Source organism: Bradyrhizobium liaoningense, from assembly GCF_018130825.1.
In the GTDB taxonomy this organism is placed as follows: domain Bacteria; phylum Pseudomonadota; class Alphaproteobacteria; order Rhizobiales; family Xanthobacteraceae; genus Bradyrhizobium; species Bradyrhizobium liaoningense_B.
The window spans coordinates 1-19,935 of record NZ_JAFCJS010000014.1 but is presented as its reverse complement, the minus strand read 5'-3'; the positions used below and the strand labels follow the sequence as shown (position 1 = coordinate 19,935).

Annotated in this window: 18 protein-coding genes; 10 read left to right on the top strand and 8 right to left on the bottom strand. The window is 65.0% G+C overall.

Annotation, left to right across the window (positions count from 1 at the left end):
• The first annotated feature begins 155 nt into the window (after positions 1-155).
• The 7 genes from glpD (at position 156) to JQ603_RS36590 (ending at position 7,874) form a co-directional block, all read left to right on the top strand.
• On the top strand, positions 156-1,706 hold the full coding sequence (glpD, locus tag JQ603_RS36620; RefSeq protein WP_212348060.1) for a glycerol-3-phosphate dehydrogenase: 1,551 nt from the start codon (positions 156-158) through the stop codon (positions 1,704-1,706).
• Positions 1,703-2,779 carry an ABC transporter ATP-binding protein gene (locus tag JQ603_RS36615; protein WP_212348057.1) on the top strand — a complete coding sequence of 359 codons (1,077 nt, stop codon included), beginning with the start codon at positions 1,703-1,705 and terminating at the stop codon, positions 2,777-2,779. Before glpD ends, JQ603_RS36615 begins: the two co-directional genes overlap by 4 nt.
• Positions 2,780-2,793: 14 nt before the next feature.
• Positions 2,794-3,879 carry an ABC transporter ATP-binding protein gene (locus tag JQ603_RS36610; RefSeq protein ID WP_212348054.1) on the top strand — a complete coding sequence of 362 codons (1,086 nt, stop codon included), beginning with the start codon at positions 2,794-2,796 and terminating at the stop codon, positions 3,877-3,879.
• Positions 3,879-4,853 carry a carbohydrate ABC transporter permease gene (locus JQ603_RS36605; RefSeq protein WP_212348051.1) on the top strand — a complete coding sequence of 325 codons (975 nt, stop codon included), beginning with the start codon at positions 3,879-3,881 and terminating at the stop codon, positions 4,851-4,853. The genes JQ603_RS36610 and JQ603_RS36605 overlap by 1 nt, the downstream gene beginning before the upstream one ends.
• Positions 4,853-5,659 (top strand): carbohydrate ABC transporter permease, encoded by an 807-nt coding sequence (locus JQ603_RS36600; protein WP_212348049.1) that lies wholly within the window; start codon positions 4,853-4,855, stop codon positions 5,657-5,659. Before JQ603_RS36605 ends, JQ603_RS36600 begins: the two co-directional genes overlap by 1 nt.
• Positions 5,660-5,671: 12 nt before the next feature.
• Positions 5,672-6,001, top strand: coding sequence for a DUF2160 domain-containing protein (locus JQ603_RS36595; RefSeq protein ID WP_212348046.1), 330 nt, complete (start codon positions 5,672-5,674; stop codon positions 5,999-6,001).
• A 130-nt stretch (positions 6,002-6,131) separates the two neighbouring features.
• Positions 6,132-7,874 carry an ABC transporter substrate-binding protein gene (locus tag JQ603_RS36590; RefSeq protein ID WP_212348199.1) on the top strand — a complete coding sequence of 581 codons (1,743 nt, stop codon included), beginning with the start codon at positions 6,132-6,134 and terminating at the stop codon, positions 7,872-7,874.
• Between the two features lie 213 nt (positions 7,875-8,087).
• Here the strand turns inward: JQ603_RS36590 and JQ603_RS36585 are convergent, their stop codons facing one another.
• The 6 genes from JQ603_RS36585 to JQ603_RS36560 form a co-directional block, all read right to left on the bottom strand.
• A complete protein-coding gene (locus JQ603_RS36585; RefSeq protein ID WP_212348043.1) occupies positions 8,088-9,188 on the bottom strand; it encodes an alkene reductase in 1,101 nt (366 codons plus the stop codon).
• A gap of 179 nt (positions 9,189-9,367) precedes the next feature.
• Positions 9,368-9,871 (bottom strand): DUF1993 domain-containing protein, encoded by a 504-nt coding sequence (locus JQ603_RS36580; RefSeq protein WP_212348040.1) that lies wholly within the window; start codon positions 9,869-9,871, stop codon positions 9,368-9,370.
• A 109-nt stretch (positions 9,872-9,980) separates the two neighbouring features.
• The gene (locus tag JQ603_RS36575; protein WP_212348038.1) at positions 9,981-11,282 is read right to left on the bottom strand and encodes a lytic murein transglycosylase; all 1,302 of its coding nucleotides are present in this window, start codon (positions 11,280-11,282) and stop codon (positions 9,981-9,983) included.
• Positions 11,283-11,409: 127 nt separating this feature from the next.
• Complete coding sequence (locus tag JQ603_RS36570; RefSeq protein ID WP_212348035.1) at positions 11,410-12,300, bottom strand: L,D-transpeptidase; 891 nt, start codon at positions 12,298-12,300, stop codon at positions 11,410-11,412.
• Positions 12,301-12,419: 119 nt separating this feature from the next.
• A complete protein-coding gene (locus JQ603_RS36565) occupies positions 12,420-14,360 on the bottom strand; it encodes a glycosyltransferase (RefSeq protein ID WP_212348033.1) in 1,941 nt (646 codons plus the stop codon).
• Positions 14,357-15,712, bottom strand: coding sequence for an HlyD family secretion protein (locus JQ603_RS36560; protein WP_212348030.1), 1,356 nt, complete (start codon positions 15,710-15,712; stop codon positions 14,357-14,359). Before JQ603_RS36560 ends, JQ603_RS36565 begins: the two co-directional genes overlap by 4 nt.
• Positions 15,713-15,998: 286 nt before the next feature.
• Between JQ603_RS36560 and htpX the strand changes: the two genes are divergently transcribed.
• Together htpX and JQ603_RS36550 are read left to right on the top strand one after the other, a co-directional pair.
• Positions 15,999-16,958 (top strand): zinc metalloprotease HtpX, encoded by a 960-nt coding sequence (gene htpX, locus JQ603_RS36555; protein ID WP_212348027.1) that lies wholly within the window; start codon positions 15,999-16,001, stop codon positions 16,956-16,958.
• Between the two features lie 135 nt (positions 16,959-17,093).
• Complete coding sequence (locus tag JQ603_RS36550; protein ID WP_212348024.1) at positions 17,094-17,735, top strand: tetratricopeptide repeat protein; 642 nt, start codon at positions 17,094-17,096, stop codon at positions 17,733-17,735.
• 183 nt (positions 17,736-17,918) lie between these two features.
• Here JQ603_RS36550 and JQ603_RS36545 read toward each other — a convergent pair whose 3' ends face one another.
• Both JQ603_RS36545 and JQ603_RS36540 read right to left on the bottom strand, forming a co-directional pair.
• On the bottom strand, positions 17,919-18,272 hold the full coding sequence (locus JQ603_RS36545) for a hypothetical protein (RefSeq protein ID WP_212348021.1): 354 nt from the start codon (positions 18,270-18,272) through the stop codon (positions 17,919-17,921).
• Positions 18,273-18,435: 163 nt separating this feature from the next.
• Positions 18,436-19,236, bottom strand: coding sequence for a hypothetical protein (locus JQ603_RS36540; RefSeq protein WP_212348019.1), 801 nt, complete (start codon positions 19,234-19,236; stop codon positions 18,436-18,438).
• Between the two features lie 218 nt (positions 19,237-19,454).
• On the opposite strand from JQ603_RS36540, the gene JQ603_RS36535 reads away from it, so the two are divergent.
• Positions 19,455-19,748 (top strand): antibiotic biosynthesis monooxygenase, encoded by a 294-nt coding sequence (locus JQ603_RS36535; protein ID WP_212348016.1) that lies wholly within the window; start codon positions 19,455-19,457, stop codon positions 19,746-19,748.
• Positions 19,749-19,935 lie beyond the last annotated feature (187 nt).

Sequence of the window (19,935 nt, the reverse complement as noted above, 5' to 3'; positions counted from 1 at the left end):
ATTGCCGTCGAAGCTGCTCATTCCCGCAGCCTTTTGCCCACCAAAAAGTTCCTCTTTCACTTCCTTTCGCCTCTCTTTCATCTTGCTTTCGTTTTTCGGTGTGATCTAATCAAAAACGAAAGTAGCCGCTCGAAGGAACGAGCGGTCGCCGGGGGATGCGTCTGTTGGAGCGTATTTTCGATCTCGCCATCATCGGAGGCGGTGTTAACGGCTGCGGCATCGCGCGCGACGCGGTGGGCCGGGGCAACACGGTTTTCCTGTGCGAAATGAACGATCTGGCGTCCGGGACCTCGTCCTGGTCGACCAAGCTGGTGCATGGCGGCCTGCGCTATCTCGAATATTACGAGTTTCGGCTGGTCCGCGAGGCGCTGATCGAGCGCGAGATTCTCTGGGGCATCGCGCCCCACATTATCCGCCCCCTGCGTTTCGTCTTGCCGCATCACGCCGGCCTGCGCCCGGCCTGGCTGCTGCGCCTCGGCCTCTTCCTTTACGACCACATCGGCGGCCGCCATCTGCTGCCCGCCACACGCTCGGTCGACCTCAAGCGCGACGAGGTCGGCAAGCCGCTGATCCCGAACCGCTACAGCCGCGCCTTCGAATATTCGGACTGCTTCGTCGACGACGCCCGCCTCGTCGTGCTCAACGCGCGCGATGCCGCCGACAAGGGCGCCGAGATCCGCACCCGCACCCGCGCCACCGAGATCCGCCAGGCCGACGGCGTCTGGACCGTCAGCATGCTCAACACGCTCACCGGCGAGCGCTCGCAGATCCGGGCGAAGGCGCTGGTCAATGCCGGCGGTCCCTGGGTCGAGGACGTGCTCGGCCGCGGCGCCGGCGTCAATGCGAAAGCCAAGGTGCGTCTCGTCCAGGGCTCGCACATCGTGGTCAAGAAGCTCTACGACCACGACCGCGCCTACATGTTCCAGAATGCCGACGGCCGCATCATCTTCGTGATCCCGTACCAGGACGATTTCACGCTGATCGGCACCACCGATCGCGACTATGACGGCGATCCCGCCAAGGTGAAGGCGACGCCGGAGGAGATCCAATATCTCTGCACCGCGGCGAGCGAATATCTGGCCAAGCCCGTGACGCCGGAGGACGTGGTCTGGACCTATTCCGGCGTGCGGCCGCTCTATGACGACGGCGCGAGCGAAGCCAAGGCCGCGACGCGCGACTACGTGTTCGAGCTCGACACGCCCGGCGGCTCTCCGCTGCTGTCGATCTATGGCGGCAAGATCACGACCTATCGCCGCCTCGCCGAGGAGGCGCTGGAGCGGCTTGCGCCCTATCTCCGCAGTGCGAAAGCGCGCGAGGGCTGGACCGGAAAATGGCCGCTGCCGGGCGGCGACATGAACGTGTCCGATATCGACGGCCTGATCGTGGAGTTGCAGCGCGGCTATCCCTTCCTCGGCCATGAGCATGCGCGGCGCCTCGCGCGCGCCTATGGCACCCGCGCCATCAAGCTGCTCGGCGATGCCAAGTCGGCCGCCGATCTCGGCCAGGCCTTTGGCGCCACGCTGACCGAGCGCGAGGTCCGCTACCTCATGGCCAACGAATGGGCCGTCACCGCCGAGGACATCGTCTGGCGCCGTTCCAAGCTCGGCCTGCGACTATCTGCCGACGAGATCGGGGCGCTTGATGACTGGATCAGGGCCCACTCCGTGTCGCAAAGTCCCCTGCTCGAAGCGGGAGGACGCTCATGAGCGTGACACTCGATCACGTGACCCGGACCGTCGACGGTGTCGAGCACATTCGCGACGTCTCGCTGACGCTCGAGAGCGGCACGCTCAACGTGCTGCTCGGGCCGACGCTGTCGGGCAAGACCTCGATCATGCGGCTGCTCGCCGGCCTCGACAAGCCGACCACGGGCAGGGTGCTGGTTGGCGGCAAGGACGTCACCGGCGCCGACGTGCGCCAGCGTTCGGTCGCGATGGTCTATCAGCAGTTCATCAACTACCCCTCGCTGACGGTCTACGAGAACATCGCGTCGCCTTTGCGTGTGCAGGGCAAGCCGCGCGAGGAGATCGAGACGCGCGTGGCGGAGGCCGCGAAGCTGCTGCGGCTCGAGCCGTTCCTGAAACGGACGCCGCTCCAGCTCTCCGGCGGCCAGCAGCAGCGCACCGCGATCGCGCGTGCCCTGGTCAAGGGCGCCGATCTCGTGCTGCTCGACGAGCCGCTCGCCAATCTCGACTACAAGCTCCGCGAGGAGCTGCGCGCCGAGCTGCCGCGCATCTTCGAAGCCTCCGGCGCGATCTTCGTCTATGCCACCACCGAGCCGACCGAAGCGCTGCTGCTCGGCGGCAATACGGTGTGCATGTGGGAGGGGCAGGCGCTGCAGATGGGCGAGACCGCCAACGTCTACCGCCGGCCGCAGACCTTGCGCGTCGCGCAGGTGTTTTCCGATCCGCCGCTCAATCTCGTCGGCATCGAGAAGAAGAACGGGCACGTCGCCTATGCCGGCGGCACGGCGTCGCCGGCCTCGGGACTCTATTCGTCGCTCGCCGACGGCACCTACCGCGTCGGCTTCCGCGCCCATCAGCTCGGGCTTGCCAATGGTGAGGCCGACCGCCACGCCTTCCATGCCACGGTGACGGTGACCGAAATCACCGGTTCGGAGAGCTTTGTGCATTTGACCCGCGACGGATTGAACTGGGTGGCGGTGCTGCACGGCGTGCACGAGTTCGAGCCGGGCCAGACCATCGATGCCGTGCTCAATCCCAATGATGTCTTCGTCTTCGATGCCGCCGACCGTTTGGTCGCGGCACCGGGCTCGTAAGGGGGAGATGCGCGATGGCCCGCATTGACCTCGTCGATCTCGCCCATTCCTACGGCGGCAATGATGCGCCGCAGGAGAGTTTTGCGCTCAAGCCTGTCACCATGACCTGGCGGCAAGGCGGCGCTTATGCGCTGCTTGGCCCAAGCGGCTGCGGCAAGACCACGCTGCTCAACGTCATCTCCGGCATCATCACGCCGTCGCGGGGGAAAATCCTGTTCGACGGCAAGGACATCACACCGCTGTCAACCCAGAAGCGCAACATCGCCCAAGTGTTCCAGTTTCCGGTGATCTACGACACCATGACGGTGGGGCAGAACCTGGCGTTTCCGCTGAAGAACCGCGGCGTGCCGAAGGCCGATATCGACAGGCGCGTCGCCGAGATCGGCCGCCTGCTCGACCTCGAGCCTTATCTGAACCGCAAGGCGACGCGGCTCACGGCCGACGCCAAGCAGAAGATCTCGCTCGGCCGCGGCCTCGTGCGCAACGACGTTGCCGCCGTGCTGTTCGACGAGCCGCTGACGGTGATCGATCCCGAGCTGAAATGGCAGCTCCGCTCCAAGCTGAAGGCGCTGCATCGCGAGCTCGACCTCACGATGATCTACGTCACCCACGACCAGACCGAGGCGCTGACCTTCGCCGACACTGTCGTCGTCATGCATGACGGCCGCGTCGTGCAGAGCGGCACGCCGGCCGAACTGTTCGACAAGCCGGCGCATACCTTCGTCGGTTATTTCATCGGCTCGCCCGGCATGAACATCCTGCCGGCCGAGGTGAGGGGGCGCGAGGCGCTGATCGACGGCCACGTCATCGCGCTGAACCGTGCTTACGACAAGCTTCCGGCCGGCGCCAAGATCGAGATCGGCGTGCGCCCCGAGTTCGTCGAGGTGGTCGCACCCGCACCCGGCCTGCTCACCGCCAAGATCGAGCGCATCGACGATCTCGGCCGCATCCGCTTTGCCCGTGCGCGCCTCGGCGATGCCAAGCTCGCGGCGCGCGCGCCGGCGGGCTTCACGAGCTCGGACGGCAGCGCCGGGCTGAAATTCGATCCGTCGCACGTCCACGTCTATGCCGACAGCCTTCTGGTGGAGGGAGCCGCCTGATGGACAAGACCGTCAACCAAAAAGCCTGGTTCCTGGTGCTGCCGGTGTTCCTGGTCGTCGCCTTCTCCGCGGTGCTGCCGCTGATGACGGTGGTGAACTATTCGATGCAGGATACCTTCGGCAACAACCAGTTCTTCTGGAACGGCGTCGGCTGGTTCAAGGAGCTGCTCGATCCCTCGACCGATCTCGGTGGCCGCTTCCTCGCCTCGCTCGGCCGCAATCTGTTCTTCTCGATGGTGATCCTCGCCATCGAGGTGCCGCTCGGCATCGTCGTAGCGCTGTCGATGCCGCGCGAGGGCTGGACCGTGGCGGCCTGCCTGATCATCCTCGCGCTGCCGCTGCTGATTCCGTGGAACGTGGTCGGCACGATCTGGCAGATCTTCGGCCGGCCCGACATCGGCCTGCTCGGCTATGTGCTGAACGCCATCGGCATCGACTACAATTACGTCTCCAATGAGGTCGACGCCTGGGTCACGGTCATCGTGATGGACGTCTGGCACTGGACCAGCCTCGTCGCGCTGCTCTGCTATGCCGGCCTGAAGTCGATCCCGGATGCCTATTACCAGGCCGCCCAGATCGACGGCGCCTCGCGCTGGGCGGTGTTCAAGGCGATCCAGCTGCCGAAGATGAACCGCGTGCTGCTGATCGCGGTGCTGCTGCGCTTCATGGACAGCTTCATGATCTACACCGAGCCGTTCGTCGTCACCGGCGGCGGCCCCGGCAACTCCACCACCTTCGTGTCGATCGAGCTCGTCAAGATCGCGCTCGGCCAGTTCGACCTCGGCAAGGCCGCGGCGCTGTCGCTGGTCTACAACCTGATCATCCTGATCGTCTGCTGGATCTTCTATACCGTCATGACCAATGCCGGTGTCGAGCGGAAGGTTCAGGCGGAGAGCGAGCCGGCGGCGGAGCCGAAGCCTTCGGCCGCGCTCAAGCCCGTGCCAGCGCTCAAGCCAAAGGAAGGAGTGGCCTGATGCATTCGATCCCCGGCCGCCGCCTCATCATGGGGCTGTTCCTGATCTTCCTGCTGCTGCCGATCTACTGGCTCATCAACATGAGCTTCAAGACCAACAGCGAGATCGTCTCGACGATGACGCTGTGGCCGCACACCCCGACGCTGCAGCATTACAAGCGCATCTTCACCGACGAGAGCTGGTATTCCGGTTACATCAACTCGCTCGAATACGTCGTCCTCAACACCATCATCTCGATCTCGGTGGCGCTGCCGGCGGCCTATGCATTCTCGCGCTACCGCTTCCTCGGCGACAAGCATCTGTTCTTCTGGCTGCTGTCCAACCGCATGGCGCCGGCGGCGGTCTATGCGCTGCCGTTCTTCAACCTCTATTCGGCGATCGGGCTGTTCGACACGCCCTGGGCCGTCGCGCTCGCGCACTGCATCTTCAACGTTCCGCTGGCGGTGTGGATCCTCGAAGGCTTCGTGTCAGGCGTGCCGCGCGAGATCGACGAGACCGCCTTCCTCGACGGCTATTCCTTCCCGCGCTTCTTCATCAAGATCCTGGTGCCGCTGATCGCGAGCGGCATCGGCGTCGCCGCCTTCTTCTGCTTCATGTTCTCCTGGGTCGAGCTGCTGCTGGCGCGCACGCTCACTTCGGTGCACGCCAAGCCGATCGCCGCGATCATGACCCGCACGGTGTCGGCCTCGGGCATGGACTGGGGCCTGCTGGCAGCCGCCGGCGTGCTCACCATCATTCCGGGTGCGCTGGTGATCTGGTTCGTCCGCAACTACATCGCGCGCGGTTTCGCGCTTGGCCGCGTGTAAGGGGAGGCTCACATGGAATCCATCGCATGGATGGCGTGGACGCTGCCGACCGCGATCTTCTTCGCCGCGCTCGCCTGCACCCTCGCGGTCATGACGTACCTCGCCGCGGTCTATCCCGAAGCCGAGCGCGTCGGCGTGCTCACTATTCCGACCACGCGAGGCGACCGCCTGTTCATCTCGCTGATCGCCGCGGCCGTCATCCATCTGCTCTGGATCGGCCTCGTCGGCACCGACGCGATCGCCACGCTGCCGATCGGCGAGGAAGGGTTTGAGATCTCGAGCCTGTGGCTCGCATCAGGAATTTCGCTGGTCACGGCCGCGCTCATTTTCCGCACGGTCTGAAGCTCGCGAAGGGACGGCCAGATCCGGGACCAACCCGGGCCTGTATAAAAGTTTGTCGCTGCAACGGAGGAACAACATGCGACAGTTTAGGAGAAGGAAAGGTCCATTGACCAAGAATAGTTTTCTGACCATGTCCAGCGTCGCCGCGATCGTTGCGGTGTCGTTCGCCGTCTCGGCGCCGGTCCGCGCCGCCGACGAGGCCGTGATCCAGAAGTGGATCGCGGAATTCCAGCCCTCGACGCTGTCGAAGGAAGACCAGAAGAAGGAGCTGGAGTGGTTCGCCAAGGCGGCCGAGCCCTTCAAGGGCATGGAGATCAACGTCGTCTCCGAGACCATCACGACCCACGAATACGAGTCGCAGACGCTGGCCAAGGCGTTCTCCGAGCTCACCGGCATCAAGCTCAAGCACGACCTCATCCAGGAAGGTGACGTCGTCGAGAAGCTGCAGACCCAGATGCAGTCCGGCAAGAACGTCTATGACGGCTGGATCAACGATAGCGACCTGATCGGCACGCACTTCCGCTACGGTCAGACCGTGATCCTGTCGGATTACATGACCGGCGAAGGCAAGGACGTCACCGACCCGATGCTCGACGTCAACGACTTCATCGGCAAGTCGTTCACCACCGGTCCGGACGGCAAGCTCTATCAGCTGCCCGACCAGCAGTTCGCGAACCTCTACTGGTTCCGCTACGACTGGTTCACCAACCCCGACTACAAGGCCAAGTTCAAGGCCAAGTACGGCTACGAGCTCGGCGTGCCCGTGAACTGGTCCGCCTATGAAGACATCGCCGAGTTCTTCACCAACGACATCAAGGAGATCAACGGCGTCAAGGTCTACGGCCATATGGACTATGGCAAGAAGGACCCGTCGCTCGGCTGGCGGTTCACCGACGCCTGGCTGTCGATGGCCGGCAACGGCGACAAGGGCATTCCGAACGGTCTGCCGGTCGACGAGTGGGGCATCCGCATGGAAGGCTGCCGCCCGGTCGGCTCCTCGGTCGAGCGTGGTGGCGACACCAACGGTCCGGCCGCGGTCTACTCGATCACCAAATACCTCGAGTGGCTGAAGAAGTATGCTCCGCCGCAGGCTCAGGGCATGACCTTCTCCGAAGCAGGTCCGGTGCCGGCGCAGGGCAACATCGCCCAGCAGATCTTCTGGTACACCGCTTTCACCGCCGACATGGTGAAGCCGGGCATCGCGGTGATGAACGCGGACGGTACGCCGAAATGGCGTATGGCTCCGTCGCCGCACGGCTCGTACTGGAAGGAAGGCATGAAGCTCGGCTATCAGGACGCCGGCTCCGCCACGCTGCTGAAGTCGACGCCGGCAGATCGCCGCAAGGCGGCCTGGCTCTATCTGCAGTTCATCGTCTCCAAGTCGGTGTCGCTGAAGAAGAGCCATGTCGGTCTCACCTTCATCCGTGAGTCCGATATCTGGGATAAGTCGTTCACCGAGCGTGCGCCGAAGCTCGGCGGCCTGATCGAGTTCTACCGCTCGCCCGCCCGCGTGCAGTGGACCCCGACCGGCAACAACGTGCCTGACTATCCGAAGCTCGCGCAGCTGTGGTGGCAGAACATCGGCGATGCGTCGTCCGGTACCAAGACGCCGCAAGCCGCGATGGATGCGCTCGCAGCCGCCCAGGACTCGGTGCTCGAGCGTCTCGAGAAGTCGAACGTGCAGGGTGCCTGCGGTCCGAAGCTGAACAAGAAGGAGACTGCTGAGCATTGGTTCGCCAAGGCCCAGAAGGACGGCACCATCGCTCCGCAGCGCAAGCTCGCGAACGAGAAGCCGAAGGGCGAGACCGTCGACTACGACGCGCTGATCAAGTCGTGGCCGGCCACTCCCCCGAAGCGCGCGGAAGCGAAGTAAGCAGCGCGTAGCGTCATCAAACACAAAAGGCCGGGAGCGATCCCGGCCTTTTCTTTCTTCGCCTCTCCCCGCTTGCGGGGAGAGGCCGGAATGCGCGCTGAAAGCGCGGATTCCGGGTGAGGGGGACTCTCCGCGAGTCCAACTGCCTCCGTCCCCGGGGAGACTCCCCCTCACCCCAACCCTCTCCCCGCAAGCGGGGAGAGGGAGAAGAAACTACTCCGCCGGCTCGGCCGCCAGCGTCGGGTAGTCCGTATACCCCTTCGCGCCGCCGCCGTAGAACGTGTTCTTGTCCCAGTCGTTCAGCGCCGCACCCGCCTTCAAGCGCTCGACGAGGTCGGGGTTGGAGATGAACGGCTTGCCGAAGGCGATGAGATCGGCCGCATTCGCCTCCAGCACCTTGCTGGCGAGATCGAAATCGTAGCCGTTGTTGGCGACGTAGGCGCCGGCAAAGCGCTTGCGCAGGGACGCATAGTCGAACGGGGCGATGTCGCGCGGCCCGCCGGTGGCGCCTTCGACGACGTGGAGATAGACCAGCTTCAGCGCGCTGAGGCCGTCGACGATGTGGTCGTACAGCGCCTGCGGATTGGAATCCGAGATATCGTTGGCCGGCGTCACCGGCGAGATGCGGATGCCGGTGCGATCGGCGCCGGCTTCGGCCACGACGGCCTTGGAGACCTCCAGCATCAGCCGCGCGCGGTTCTCGATCGAGCCGCCATAGGCGTCCGTGCGCTTGTTGGCGCCGTCCTTGGCGAACTGCTCGAGCAAATAGCCATTGGCACCATGGATCTCGACGCCGTCGAAGCCCGCTTCCAGCGCATTCTTCGTCGCGCGCTTGAAGTCGTCGATGATCCCGGGAATTTCGGACAGCTCGAGCGCGCGCGGCTCGGAGACGTCGGCGAAGCTGCCGTTGACGAAGGTCTTGCCCTTGGCGCGGATCGCGCTCGGCGCCACCGGGGCCGCGCCATTCGCCTGCAGATCGACATGCGAGATGCGGCCGACATGCCAGAGCTGGATGAAGATCTTGCCGCCACGCTCATGCACCTTGTCGGTGACCTTGCGCCAGCCGGCGACCTGCTCCTTGCTGTAGATGCCGGGGGTGTCCTGGTAGCCCTGGCCCTGTTGCGAGACCTGGCTCGCTTCGGTGATCAAGAGGCCCGCGGAGGCGCGCTGGCCGTAATAGTCGGCGGCGAGCGCGCCGGGGACGAACGTGCCGGGCACCGCGCGGTTGCGCGTCAGCGGCGCCATGACGAGGCGGTTGGCCAGCGTGATCGGGCCGAGCTTGTAGGTCTCAAACAATTTGGTCGAACGGCTCATGAGAATGCTTCCAGGCGGTGAGAGGTCCCGAACACTTGTGCATCGCGACATCAGGCGCAAGAGACGAGCCATACGGAAAGTGCAGGCGAGCTACGCGGCAAAGCCCGCGTAGCATAATTCATGTGCAATTCCGGCGACGGCAGCGGATTTTGACTGCCGCCGCCGTGCGATTTGACAAGTCAGTTCGCGCCCATGAAATCGCGCTTGCCGATCTCGACGCCGTTGTGGCGCAAAATGCCGTGAGTGGTCGCCGCGTGGAAATAGAAGTTCGGCAGCGAGAACGCGCTGAAGAATTGCTGCCCCTTCATGGTGATGGATTTGTCGGGGCCGGCCGGGAAGGTGACGTCCTTGGTCTCGGCACCCTCGAACTGCTCGGGCTTGAACGACTTCACATAGTCGATGGTCTTGGCGAGCCGCTGCTTCAGCTCCTCAAACGTCTTTTCCGTATCGGGGTTCGACGGCACCTCGCTATGGGTCAGCCGCGCGCAGCCCTTGGCAGCGAAATCGCTGACGAGCTGGATCTGCTTCGACAGCGGCAGCATGTCCGGGAACAGGCGCGAGCCGAGCAACACGCTCGGATCGATCTTCTTCGCCGCGCAATGCGCCTCGGCTTTGGTGAGCAGGCCGGTCAGGCTGTTCAGCATTTGCAAATAGGCGGGGACGACGGCGTCGTAGAAGGACATGTGATGCTCGCTTCAATGAGTGGAATTCTCAGGAGAAAACCTGAGCCACTCACATGGGAGCCTCATGGAAAAATACAATCGCGAAAGCGGCTTGTGCGATGCGAAAATTCTACCGCACAATCCCCGTCGGTTGCGCCTGTGCCGTGCCGCCGCGCATGCGGGCGAGCAGCTCGGCAGTCGGCCAGGAATCCGCGGGAAGGCCGAACTTGATCTGCATCGCCTTCACGGCGGCGCGGCTCTGCTGGCCGAGCACGCCGTCGACCTTGCCGACATTGTAACCGGCCTGGACCAGAAGCTGCTGCAATTGCTTCAGCTCATTGAACGGCAGTTGCGCGACCGGCACGGCCGGTTTGCGCATCGGCGGTGCGCCCGCGATGCGGGTGGCGAGATAGCCTGCGGTGGTCGAATAGATCAGCGAGTTATTCCACTCGGTATAGGCCGCGAAATTCGCATAGGCCATGAAGGCAGGGCCGGTCCGTCCCATCGGCAGCAGCACGGAGGCCGGCAGATTGTCGTTCGGCAGCGGCCGTCCGTCGGGATAGGTGACGCCCAGCTGCGCCCATTTCGAGCGCGGCTGCTGCACGGTGAGATCGGTCTGCTCCCATGGCAGGTTCTGCGGCACCTTGATCTCTTCCAGCCACGGCTCGCCGCGCCGCCATTTCAAGCCGTTGGCGATGTAGTTCGCGGTCGAGCCGATCACGTCGTCCTCGCTGCGCAGCAGATCGCGCCGTCCGTCGCCGTCATAGTCGACGGCATAGTTGACGTAATGCACCGGCAGAAATTGCGTCTGCCCGAGCTCGCCGGCCCAGGAGCCGACCATCTCGTCGGTCGTGAGATCGCCGCGATCGATGATCTTCAGCGCGGCGATGGTCTCGTTCACGAACATCTCCGAGCGCCGGCAGTCATAGGCGAGCGAGACCAGCGATTTCAGCGTCGGCAGGTTGCCCATGTTGGCGCCGAAATCGCTCTCCAGGCCCCAGAACGCGGCGATCACCGCCGGCGGCACGCCATACTCCTTTTCCGCGCGCGCGAATGCAGAGGCGTGGTTCTTGATGTGCTGCTGGCCGTTCTGCATGCGATAGGGCGCGGCCATGCGTCCCGCGAACTCGGTGAAGAGCTGACCGAACACGCGCTGGCCGCGGTCGCGGTTGACGATGCCCTGGTCGTAGACGAGGTAGGGCGAGGCCTCCGCGATCGTTCGCTGCGAGACGCCGGCCGCGACGGCCTGTTGCTTCACGTCGGCGAGGAAACGATCGAAGCTCGCGCCGTTATGGCACGAGGCCGCGCGCGGCGAGGGCGCGCTGGCCTTGGGCGCCACAGGCCTTGCGGGCGGCGGTACGAATTGGGCAGAGGCGGTGGCTGAGCATGCGAGGAGCGCGACGGCCGCGATCGCAAATCGGGTCTGGAGCATAGGGGTTCCGGCGGGGAGGCGGGCGTGGATTCGCCCGAAGTTTATGTGAAGTGACGGCCCCAGGCCATCCCCTCAAGGCCAGGCCGGCTCATCCAGTCTGGTTCGCGACCGGGCGCTCGCCGTGCGTTTACCGGACGGCTTCGGCGATCTTCGGTCCGGGTGACAACATCTGCGCGTTGGCTGCCAGGGGCCGCTTCGACGGCGATGCCGGGTCCGGCAATCGGAAAGCGGCGTCGGGCGTCGGTCCCTGCGATGGTCGGCGGGCAGCCGTTGCCGGAAGCACGATCACTTTCGCTCCGACTTTCACGCGCTCATAGAGGTCCACGACGTCGTCATTGGTCAGCCGGATACAGCCGGATGAAACCTTCTTCCCGATCGTATCGGGGTTGTTGGTGCCGTGAATGCGATATTCGGTCTCGCCGAGATACATCGCCCGGGCGCCGAGCGGATTGCCGGGGCCCCCCGCCATGAACCGCGGCAGATAAGGTTGACGCCCAACCATCTCGGCAGGCGGATGCCAGTCCGGCCATTCTGCCTTGCGGGCTACAGTCTGTTCACCCGACCACGTGAAACCTTCGCGGCCGACACCGATGCCATAGCGCATCGCCTGCCTGTCGTTCAGCACGAAATAAAGGAATGTGTTTCCGGTATCGATGATCACGGTGCCCGGGGCCTGACGGCTGGCGTAGTCAACCACTTGCCGAGCAAGTGCTCCGGGAACGCCGGCGTCGGCTTTTGGTGGTTCGACCAGAGGCGCCGGGGCCGGAATCGGAATCGGAATCGCAGCCGTAGCCGCGGCCGCAACCGGCGCCGATGCACGAGCTGGCGTTGCCACGTAGACCGGCGTTGACGAGGCCTGGGCCTGGAGCGCGGACGGCTTCCGCGCCGGCTGCACGCTCGCGGGGTGAAACAGCAAACCGTATCCCGCTGCGGCGACAGCCACGGCCGCAATTGCAACTCTCGCAGCCATGGGTATTGCGAGGGCCTCTGCCTTCTTGCGTTTGGCCCGCTTGCTCATGTCGTACCCCAGGTCATCATGCCCAAAAGAGGTACCCAGCAAAATTTAACAAACTTCGAAGCGATTCCGCTCGGAAGGGAATCGTTAACCGTGTGAGCTGACGTTCACGCGTGCAGACCCTAGCCGAACAGCCGCATCAGCAGCGCTTTGCCGACCGGCAGCGCCCGGACGCCCTGATAGGCGCGGACATATTCGCCGGCATAGAAGGCCCGGATCGCATGCACGCGCGTGTCCATGCCCTCCTCGAACCGGACTGCGAATCCGTCCGTGGTCCGCCGCACCACGATCGCGGCGATCGAGCGGCCGTAGATGCGACATTCGATCGTGCTACCGGGCCTCGGCGGATCGGGATCGATCAGCCGGGCGCCAGTGATGGAGATGTCGGCGAGCCGCGCCAGATGCGACCTGCCGTCCTGGCGCAGCAGCACCGGCTCATTGCGGTTGAAGCGCTCCGCCTTGCGCTTGCGCGGCTGCTCGATGCAGACGAAGCAGACCACGGCGAGGATGAACGCGTTGTAGAGGCTCCAGGCCAGCGCCAGTCCGCCATAGGCGATGTTCTCGCCGCGCAAATGCAGGATGAAGGCATAGGCGATGGCCGCGAGCGTGATGAGAAGCGCGCTGCCATAGAGCCGCAGCAGCGGCCATTCGACGAAACGCCTGTCACGGTCGCCGCCTTTCGCGGTGACCTTGAACTTGTGCCCTTTCGGCTTCAACAGGCCGGTTGCCACCGCCTTCAGCACCGCTGGCGCGGCGATGAGTTGCGAGACATCCGTCATCATGGCGAGCGAGCGGCCGCGCGACAGCCAGGCCATGGTGAGACCGTGCCAGACATAGAACGGCAGAAAATAGCGCAGCAGCTCGGTCAGGTCGGCCCGAACCGCCTTGATGCCGAACAGCAGGAACAGCCAGGGCACCACGAGCCCCGCCACTTTCGACGTGTAGACCGCGGCCCAGCTCATGAAGGCATCGGCCAGCGAGAGCCGGTCGATGAAGGAGAGCTTCGACGTCCGCGACAGCGGTCCGCTGCGGCCGCGCACGATCTGCATCAGGCCGAGGCACCAGCGGGCGCGCTGGGTGATGTATTCTTTCAACCCTTCCGGTGCGAGCCCGATGGTCAATCGCTCGTTGAGATAGATCGTGTTGAGCCCGTATTCCTTCAGGCGCAGCGTGACGAGATAATCTTCCGTCACCGAGTCGGTCGGAAACCCGCCGATCCGCACCAGCCCGGCATAGCGAATGAGCGACGAGGTGCCGCAGCAGAAGGCGACACCCCAGGCATCCTTCGCCGGCAGCAGGATGTCGAAGAAGAAGCGTTGCTCGTCCGGCCAGACGTCGGTTGCGGCAAGGTTGGTCTGGATCGGGTCGGGATTGATGAAGTGTTGCGGCGTCTGCACCACGCCGACCGAGGCATCGTCCATCAGCGAGACGGTGCGCGAAAGGAAATCGGGCCGCGGCACGAAATCCGCGTCGAGAACGGCGATGAATTGCGGCGGCTCCGGCAGCGCGCCGACATGCCGGAGCGCATGATTGATGTTGCCGGCCTTGGCGTGGCGGTTGTCGGGCCGCGTCAGATAATGGCAGCCGAGTTCGCTCGAAAGCCGCCGCAGCCAGGGTCGCCTTCCGTCGTCGAGCACCCAGACGCGATAATTGCCGTACGCCATGCCGGTCGCGCCGATGATGGTGCGCTCGAGGATCGATCGCTCCTCATTGTAGGTGCAGATGAAGACGTCGATCAGCGGCGCGCGCGGATCTCTGGCGCGGCCATCGATCCTGGCTGACTTGGTGCGGTCGAGCGTGCGACTGAGGAACAGCAGCGACAGTGAGACCGCAACCAGCGAAGCCGCCTCCAGCAGCATGAAAGGATAGCCGATCACGGCATCCGCCGTCAGATGCGGCGGAGGAAGGGTCGCGGTGACGCGCCATTGGAGATAGCGCAGCAGGAGAACCAGCGACACGACGGCCAGGAATGAGCGTGCCATCGTGCTGTCGCGCCGGAGCAGCGGCACGATCGCCAGGAAGGCGCCGAGCGCTATCAGGCCGGGCGTCAGCGCGCTCGTCACGGCGCGGTCTCATGCCTTGCGAACACGACGCGGCCGGTGCGTCCCACCGTGCAGCCGTGGGCGGCGGCATCGGCAAGCGCAACGGTCACGCGATACGGCTCCTTGCTCAGCGCGTCGGGATTGATGGCGAGATTGGCGGGCGCGCCGGCGGCGCCCGTCAGATTGACCACGGTGCCGGAGATCGGCGCGCCGCCGTCGTTCGGCTCGAATGTCGCGTGGTCGCCGAGCTGCAGGCGGTTGTAGACATTCTCGGTGACGTTCGCGGTGATGACGGCGCTGCTGCAATCGAGCACCTTGAGCAGGGGCTGGCCGGCCTGCACGTCCTCGCCGGGCGAGGTCATCATCTCCCAGACGCGCCCTGAGACGGGTGTCGTGATGTTGGCCTCGGAGAGATCGGCGAAGCGGACCTCCTCGACGATGATCTCGCTGCCGAGCCAGGCGATCTCGGTGTCGACGCGTGCGAGATCGGCCTCGAGGTCGCTGGCGCGCTGGCGCATCTCCTCCTCGCGCTGCACCGAGCTCGGACGATCGTTGTAGCTGTCGCCGAGGAAGGAGCCGCTCCGTGCCGCTGTGAGCTCGACCTTGGCGGCATCCAGCCGCTTGCGTGCACCGAGCTCGGTCTGCTGCGACACCGAGAGCTCGCGCGTCAGCCGCGCCAGCTCGACGGTCGAGACATTGCCGGTTTTCGCCAGCGAGGAGGCGCGCTCGACGGCGGCGCTGGCCTCGTCCCGCCGCGCCGCGGCCGCCTCGATCGAGGTCTGGATCTCCGCAATGCGGGCCTCGAGCTGAAGCACCCGTCCGTCGCGGAATTGCGCGGCCTGCCGCGCCAGGTCCTTTTGCGCGGCTTGCGCGGAGGCGAGCTTGGCGGCGAGGCTCGGCCGCTCGTTCTCCAGCCGCGATTTCTGCCGCCGGAGATCGTCGAGCCGGGTGCGGTCGCCGCGCGAGTTCACCACGCGCAAGACCACGGCGCCGGCGTCTAACCTGGCCTGATCGGTCAGGCGCTGGGCGGCCACCACGCGACCGCCGATCGGCGTGCGCAGGGTGACGAGGCGGGAATTCAGCACGGCCTCGACGCTCGAATATTCCCAGATCGCGCGCAGCGGCAACCAGCCGAACACGGCAAGGATGGCAAGGCCGATGGCGATCTTGGCGCCACGTCGCAGGTGCGGCCAGCGCCGCTGCGGTTCCGCCGGCGCCTGCGCCTCGGGCGAATGACCGTGGTCGTCATTGGCGAACAGCTGCTCGTGCAGTGCCTCCTGCAATCCCTTGGCGTCACCTTTGGCCTCCTTGGCGTCGTGAGGCGGGGCAGCGGATGCTGGCTCGGTGGAAGCGGCGCGAGAGCGATCGATCATGACGGTCACCGTGCTGACGCAATGTCAACGGAACCGGGTCAATGCACGACAACCATGCGGTGTGCCCGGCTACCGCCGATTTAGCCGAGCCTGCGCTTTCCAGGTTGCTAAGCGCCGACGCGCGTTTTTGTGTAAATCCCGGTCAAGATTTAGCGAGGAGGGAAAGGCTGGCCGCACCGCAATGAATCTGCGGCCCGGCGACGCACGAACCTTGCAGCGGCTGCCTGCATCCATACCTCGAAGGGGCCGGCCGGAGGCTTGCCCGCGGCCGTTCCAGGAGACGGCCATGAACTATCTTCGTACCGCAATGCTGCTCGCAGGCCTCACCGCCCTGTTCATGGGGGTGGGCTATCTGATTGGCGGGGCCTCCGGTGCCATGATCGCGCTCGTCATTGCTGCCGCGACCAATCTCTTCACCTACTGGAACTCCGACCGCATGGTGCTGTCGATGTACGGCGCCCATCAGGTCGATCGCGCCAGTGCGCCGGAACTGGTCGGACTCGTTGCGGAACTTGCGGGCCGCGCTGGCCTGCCCATGCCGCGCGTATTCGTGATGGACGAGGCGCAGCCCAATGCATTCGCGACCGGCCGCAACCCCGAGAACGCCGCAGTCGCCGTCACCACCGGTCTGATGAACCAGCTCAGCCGCGAGGAGCTCGCCGGCGTGATCGCGCACGAGCTCGCGCACATCAAGCATCACGACACGCTGTTGATGACGATCACCGCGACCATTGCGGGTGCCATCTCCATGCTCGCCCAATTCGGCATGTTCTTCGGCGGTCATCGCGACAACAACAGCGGCCCGGGCATCGTCGGCTCGATCCTGCTGATGATCCTGGCCCCGCTCGGCGCCATGCTGGTGCAGATGGCGATCAGCCGCACCCGCGAATATGCAGCGGACAATCTCGGCGGCCGCATCGTCGGCCAGCCGATGTGGCTCGCCTCGGCTCTGATGAAGATCGAGGGCGCCGCGCACCAGGTCCCGAACTTTGAGGCCGAGCGCAATCCCGCGACCGCGCACATGTTCATCATCAATCCGCTGTCTGGGCATGGTATGGACAATCTCTTCACCACCCATCCCTCGACGCAGAACCGCATCGCGGCGCTTCAACAGCTCGCGGCCGAGCTTGGCGCGCATGCGGCGCCGTCGCTGGGCGCCAACGAGAACTATCCGCCGCAAGGCCCGTGGGGCCGCTCGTCCTGGCGCGGTCCCTCACGTGGTCCTTCACGCGGTCCCTGGGGCTGATGGAACCGGGCAGGATTTGCGCGGGGCTTTGTGACCTGGCGCACACAGGATCGTCGCGGCGGGTGCTAACACCTCGCCGTGAGATTTCCTTCGAAAGGGGATGCGTGGCCGGCGCAATGCCGGCCGGCGTCGAAGATGACCAGAGTTGCCGTACCATTGCTGATCGTCCTGGCCGTGCTCGTCGGCCTGTCCACGCATATGGTCGTCAATTGCGGGGACGAGGACGATCCCGATATTTGCGCGGCCGTGATCGGCTTCTCGCCGCTGCGCGGCTCGCTGATCGCCTTTGCCTATGAGGGACGCGGACGGATCGCGTTGCGCCATGGCGACTTCCGCCGGGCGATCGCCGATTTCGACGAGGCCATCCACCTCAATCCCAACCGCGCCTCGCTCTATCGCGACCGCGCGCTCGCACGCCGGCAGAACGGTGATCTGGAGCTGGCCATCGAGGATTATGACGAGGCGATCGCGCATGATCCCAAGCACGCCGCGCCCTATCACCAGCGCGGCCTCGCGCTCGCGGCCACCGGCGATCTCGACCGCGCCATCCTGAGCTACAACACGGCGGTGCGCCTCGATCCCTCCGATGCGCAGGCGCGCCTCGACCGTGGTCTGGCATTTCTCGCCCGCGGCCAGCTCGACGACGCGCGCGCCGATTTCGAAGCAGCGCTGGCGCTTCCGCCCGGCAAGGACGTCCGCACCCGCGATGCCGCGCGCGCCAAGCTCGCCGAACTCGCCAGCGCCGAGCCGACCCGGCTCACCACGCCAAGGCGGTAGGGATACCTAAAGCGGCATTCGCCGCTGCACCCTCTTCCCTTGCGGGAGAGGGTGGCTCGCCGCGTAGCGGCGAGACGGGTGAGGGGGTTCTATCCTCACGAACAATCTTGCGAGTGGAGAGAACCCCTCATCGGGCGCTTCGCGCCACCTTCTCCCGCAAGGGGAGAAGGGAAGGGACCGCGCTTACTTCGCCTTCTTGGCCTTCGCCTTCTTGGCTTTGGCCTTCTTCGCCGGCTTCTCGTCCTTCGCCTTCTTCTCCACCTTCACAGTGACAGGCGCGCTGGCGGCGAGGCGCATCGCGCGGGCGTAGCTGTCGGCGACGTTGTCGGCGGACATCTGCAGGCGCTTGGCGGCGGCGGTGGCCTGCTCCATGGTGGCCTTGGCCATCATCTTGAAGCGGTCGCCGGTCTCCTTGCCCTTGGCCTTGGCCGCAAGGCCGTTGAAGCGATCCCGCCGCTCCTTGGCGCGGGTCATCAGGCCCGTATGCAGCTGTCTGGCCAGTTGCCGGATCACGACATCCAGGTCGGCGTCCGCCATGTTCTTCCATCCTCTTGAAAACAGGTATCGATGCGGGCGGGACTATGCAGATCGGGCCCCACCTTGGCAATTGGCGGCCGCCCGTCATCCGCAGCTTCCGGCACCCAAAACAAAAAAGCCGCGCATTTTGCGCGGCTCTTCTGTGTTCTGGCGGTGTTTCGCCTCACTTCAGCGAGGCAACCGGGCCGCTCGATGCTGCCGGGTCGGGGTCGAAGCCGAATACGCCGACGAGGTATTTGTAATAGTCCGGCATCTTCTCCTTGAGCGTCTCGCGCGACTTGGGATCGTGGAATTCGCTCTTTCCGGAGAGGAAGATGCTGGCGGTGACGGCGAAGAACTCCATCGGGTTCTTCATCGCATAGGATTCCTTGGGCAGCATGTCCTTGGACTTGGCCAGGGCATAATAGCCGATCACGCCCTTGTTGGCGTAGCCGTCCGGCAGCAGCCGCGCGTGGAAGGCGTGCAGCATCTCGTGCAGCAGCACGGCCTCCTTCTCGTAGCGCATCATGTCCGGCCGCAGCATGATCACGCCGAGGCCCGAATCGACCGCGAGGTCGACGGCATTGGGATTGGTCCAGCGCTGCTTGGCGGGGTCCCAGACCGTCAGGGCCCGGGGCGCGGTGCGCTGCATGTCCGGCGTGACCCGGCCGTAGCAGGCGGTGGCGGCGCCTTCGTCGAGGCAGGCGAGCTCGCTCGCGACGATCGGAACGGTGTGGAAGAAGCGCAGCACGCGCGGGGAGAGGCCGACGCCTTCGACGACGTCGATCTGGCTCTTGAGGTTCTCGGTGAGCTTGTCGACGTCCTTGCGGTCGCGGTTCTCGGAGATGTCGAACATGTAGCCGCGGTAGCTCTGGAAGCCCGGCGGCAACGCTTGCGCCGCGTCGGCATCGAGCGAACCGGCCCTGGACGGATTGGCAAAGAGCGCGCCGACGATGGTCGCGGTCAGCAGCAACGCAATGCGCATGATGAACCCCCTGATGTCACTTCGCCCGGCAGGATAGGCCGCCGTTGTTTGCGAAAAGTGAGTGGGGCGAGACTAAGGCAGCGATGTTGAGGCGTGCTTAACCGTTGGTTGCGGATCGGGGAGACGGATTAGGGCGGGGTTAACCAAGGATGACGGGGTTTGCCGTCAGGTGTAAGCTCACAGCACCAAGCTTCAAACAGCCGGAAGGGGAGGATGCCATGTATGCCGCCATCCGTCAGGCCAAGGCGAAAAGCGGGAGTGCGGAAGAGCTGACGCGTCGCATCAAGGACGGCGCCGTTCCGATCATCAGCGATGTCGACGGTTTCCGCGCCTATTACGTCGTCTATGCCGGCGACGACACGGTCACCGCGATCTCGATCTTCGACAAGTTCGAGCAGGCCGAGGAGGCGAACAAGCGCGCCATCGCCTGGATCGAGAAGAATCTCGGCCCGCTGCTCGCCGGCGACGCGCACGCCGCCGCGGGGCCGGTGATCGTGCATACGCTGGCGTAGGGTTGGCGCGAGCTGTCTCCTCAGCGTCGTCCCGGCGAAGGCCGGGACCCATACTCACAGGCAGGAGTTGTGGCGCGAGATCGGAGTCACCAGTCTTCGCCAAACTACGGCCTGTGGTTATGGGTCCCCTGAGTTCACAAACGAAGTGCAACACTTCCTGGAGGAGGTGTTGCCATGGGGCGGAGTT

Bases quoted from the DNA above. Each gene is read 5' to 3' on its own strand.
- glpD (WP_212348060.1), top strand. From the start codon at position 156: ATGCGTCTGTTGGAGCGTATTTTCGATCTCGCCATCATCGGAGGCGGT.
- JQ603_RS36615 (WP_212348057.1), top strand. From the start codon at position 1,703: ATGAGCGTGACACTCGATCACGTGACCCGGACCGTCGACGGTGTCGAG.
- JQ603_RS36610 (WP_212348054.1), top strand. From the start codon at position 2,794: ATGGCCCGCATTGACCTCGTCGATCTCGCCCATTCCTACGGCGGCAAT.
- JQ603_RS36605 (WP_212348051.1), top strand. From the start codon at position 3,879: ATGGACAAGACCGTCAACCAAAAAGCCTGGTTCCTGGTGCTGCCGGTG.
- JQ603_RS36600 (WP_212348049.1), top strand. From the start codon at position 4,853: ATGCATTCGATCCCCGGCCGCCGCCTCATCATGGGGCTGTTCCTGATC.
- JQ603_RS36595 (WP_212348046.1), top strand. From the start codon at position 5,672: ATGGAATCCATCGCATGGATGGCGTGGACGCTGCCGACCGCGATCTTC.
- JQ603_RS36590 (WP_212348199.1), top strand. From the start codon at position 6,132: ATGTCCAGCGTCGCCGCGATCGTTGCGGTGTCGTTCGCCGTCTCGGCG.
- JQ603_RS36585 (WP_212348043.1), bottom strand. From the start codon at position 9,188: ATGAGCCGTTCGACCAAATTGTTTGAGACCTACAAGCTCGGCCCGATC.
- JQ603_RS36580 (WP_212348040.1), bottom strand. From the start codon at position 9,871: ATGTCCTTCTACGACGCCGTCGTCCCCGCCTATTTGCAAATGCTGAAC.
- JQ603_RS36575 (WP_212348038.1), bottom strand. From the start codon at position 11,282: ATGCTCCAGACCCGATTTGCGATCGCGGCCGTCGCGCTCCTCGCATGC.
- JQ603_RS36570 (WP_212348035.1), bottom strand. From the start codon at position 12,300: ATGAGCAAGCGGGCCAAACGCAAGAAGGCAGAGGCCCTCGCAATACCC.
- JQ603_RS36560 (WP_212348030.1), bottom strand. From the start codon at position 15,712: ATGATCGATCGCTCTCGCGCCGCTTCCACCGAGCCAGCATCCGCTGCC.
- htpX (WP_212348027.1), top strand. From the start codon at position 15,999: ATGAACTATCTTCGTACCGCAATGCTGCTCGCAGGCCTCACCGCCCTG.
- JQ603_RS36550 (WP_212348024.1), top strand. From the start codon at position 17,094: ATGACCAGAGTTGCCGTACCATTGCTGATCGTCCTGGCCGTGCTCGTC.
- JQ603_RS36545 (WP_212348021.1), bottom strand. From the start codon at position 18,272: ATGGCGGACGCCGACCTGGATGTCGTGATCCGGCAACTGGCCAGACAG.
- JQ603_RS36540 (WP_212348019.1), bottom strand. From the start codon at position 19,236: ATGCGCATTGCGTTGCTGCTGACCGCGACCATCGTCGGCGCGCTCTTT.
- JQ603_RS36535 (WP_212348016.1), top strand. From the start codon at position 19,455: ATGTATGCCGCCATCCGTCAGGCCAAGGCGAAAAGCGGGAGTGCGGAA.